Source organism: Streptomyces sp. A0958, assembly GCF_004795035.1.
Classification (GTDB): Bacteria; Actinomycetota; Actinomycetes; order Streptomycetales; family Streptomycetaceae; genus Streptomyces.
In genome coordinates, this window is record NZ_SSBK01000095.1 from 1 (window position 1) to 1482 (window position 1482).

The following is a 1482-nucleotide window of genomic DNA, read 5'->3' on the forward strand; positions in this document are numbered from 1 at the left end:
AGTCGCTCTTGTAGAGCTGGCGGTCGCTCACGAGGAACACTCCAGCACGACAGGACACCCCGATCAGCCCCGATACGCATCTGCCACACGTTCCAGCGACAACAAACACGACATCACGTCACATACCACCCTCTCATGTACATGAGAATAGGAGACTCAGAAGGACTATGGCGAGTAGCGATGTGACCTCTTCGGCCAAAGCGAAGTATCTCCAGATCGCCGACGACCTCACGGCACAGATCAGGTCCGGCACTCTGGTGACCGGGAACCCCGTGCCGAGCGAGACGACGCTCATGGAGCGCTACGGGGTCGCCTCGGGGACCGTACGCAAGGCGGTCGCGGAACTGCGGGCGACGCAGCTGATCGAGACCCACCACGGGCGGGGCTCGTTCGTCCGGTCCCGGCCGCCCGTGCAACGCAAGTCCTCCGACCGGTTCCGCCGCGCGCACCGGAAGGCGGGCAAGGCGGCCTACCTCGCGGAAGCGGAGCAGTCCGGCAGCAAGCCGTCCGTGGCCGTCCTCTTCATCGGCCCCACCGAGGCCCCAAAGGAGATCGCCGAGCGGCTGGGCGTACCCGCGGGCTCCCAGGTGCTCGCCCGCAAGCGCCGTTATTGCCGGGAGGGCGTGCCAACGGAAGAGGCCACTTCCTACCTGCCCTGGGACGTCGCGAAGGACATCCCGGAGCTGTTCGCCGAGAATCCCGGTGGCGGCGGGATCTACGCACGCATCGAGGAACACGGCCACGTCCTCGCCCAGTTCAGCGAAGCCGTCCGGGCGCACCTCGCGACCAAGGCCGAGGCGTCCGCACTCGCGCTCAGCCTGGGCTCCCCGGTCATCCACCTCGTACGGAACGCGGAAACGGAGTCCGGGCGGGTCGTGGAGGTATGCGACACGATCATGGCCGCTGACCAGTTCGTCCTGGAGTACCGCTTTCCGGCAGAGGACTGAGGGCACGTCAGTCGCACGCGTACTGACGCAGGTTGCAGCGACGACCGCTTGACTCATGTACAGCAGCCAGGCATCCCCTTTGCAACACTCATGATCATGGGTGAATAAGTACGACTCTTTCACATGAGGTGCTCATGTCGTCGTTCAAAGTTGCTGCCGCGCGCATGACGCTGCGAGTCTCGCGCGACTCGGGCCGGACGAGGGGGCGCCGCACTACGCCCTCCTCGACGAGGTCGGCCGCGGCACCGCCCTGTGGCTCCGGTGGCACGGCGGCGAAGTCGGGCTGAACGTCCTCCCAGACTGTCCGGTCGCCGCCCCCGGCCACGGGCCTTCCCCCGCGGAAGTGGACACGCGTTCGGGTGGTTATGCGACCAGCGTGAGCTTATCGGACTCCTGCTGGTGCTGGTCTTCGTAGGCCATGGGGCTGAGGTGTCCGTTCGCGGAGTGTCTGCGGCGGGTGTTGTAACGGGTGAGCCACCGGAAGACGGTGCGTCGGCAGAGTTCCGCGCCCGGGTAGTGGTGGGCGCCGCGCAGG

General features: G+C 66.5%; 1 protein-coding gene. It reads left to right on the forward strand.

The genetic code is table 11. The annotated features are described in order from the left end of the window. Window positions 1-167: 167 nt before the first annotated feature. Window positions 168-947 (forward strand): GntR family transcriptional regulator, encoded by a 780-nt coding sequence (locus tag E6P78_RS32470; RefSeq protein ID WP_136207199.1) that lies wholly within the window; start codon window positions 168-170, stop codon window positions 945-947. Window positions 948-1482: the final 535 nt, after the last annotated feature.